This is a genomic window from Caballeronia sp. LZ033, from assembly GCF_031451265.1.
Taxonomy (GTDB): Bacteria; Pseudomonadota; Gammaproteobacteria; order Burkholderiales; family Burkholderiaceae; genus Caballeronia.
In genome coordinates, this window is record NZ_JARUXQ010000033.1 from 1 (window position 1) to 1,027 (window position 1,027).

Here is a 1,027-nt window from a genome sequence, read left to right on the forward strand (position 1 = left end):
ATCGTATTCCCACGTGGTCCTGTTTCCTGCAGGGTCCACTGCTGCAACCGTGCGTCCCAGCCCGTCATAGCGATAACTGGACATGCCACCCAACTGATCGATCAGCATGACCGGCAACCCGCGTTGATCGCATTGCAGGCGCATGAGTCCGCCCAGCGAATCGGTGATGCGCGTTTCGCGATAGGTCAGGTCATAGTCGAAGCGATAGTCATGAAGACCACCATCGCCCCATGCGTGATCGACGCGCCACAGACCGTCGTCATGCATTTGATGCGAGTAGTAAAACGACAGACCATTGCGATCCGTATGCCGCACCATGACGTGCTCGCCGGCATAGCCGAAGCTGTAGGGATGATCGAGCGCATCGTGGACCGCGATCAGATCGCTGCGCGCATTCTGCTCATAGCGCACCAGCGGCCAGCGTTGGCCTTGTGCATCGTGCAATGTCACCCTGCCGATGCAGCCGGGCACATCGCCCGCAGCGCAGTGCACGAGGCGGCCCGTCGCGGCATCGCCCGACCATTCGATGAAGCGCAGTGCGCCTTCACTGGGTAACTCGATACGCCACGCATTGCCGTTCAGATCGTTGAATTGCGTAAGCCACGACTGGAGCGGTTGCTGCGGATTGGCGGCAAGCGCCTGTTCGCGCCATTGCTCGGGCATCGCGAAGCGGTGTTCGATGCCTTCCCGACTTCGCACGATCAAACGCGTGCCGTCGAGATAGAGCGCATACCCTCCGACGCCTTCGATGATCCGCGCACCCCAGCCTTCATCCGCTGGCATCTGATCGAAGCACACCCATTTGTCAGGGAAGCAGACAATGCTGCCAATTTCCCCATCGTGCTCAAAGAGTTCGATGCGGATATCAGCAGGCGATTGCCAGCCGCAGCCCACTGCGCCCAGACGGGTGTCGTGACTTGCGTAACGACGGTTCCACACGAGCGGCAGCCGTCCCGGCACGGTGAAATCGTGCTGCTGCACCACGACCTCACCCGTGATGCCGTTGACCGGTTCGCCAAAGACCCAT

The 1,027-nt window shown here is 60.6% G+C and carries 1 protein-coding gene; it reads right to left on the reverse strand.

What is annotated here, in order from left to right; translation table 11 throughout:
• On the reverse strand, nt 1–1,027 hold a 1,027-nt coding region (locus QCE62_RS35040), incomplete at both ends, for a DUF6531 domain-containing protein (RefSeq protein ID WP_309928004.1).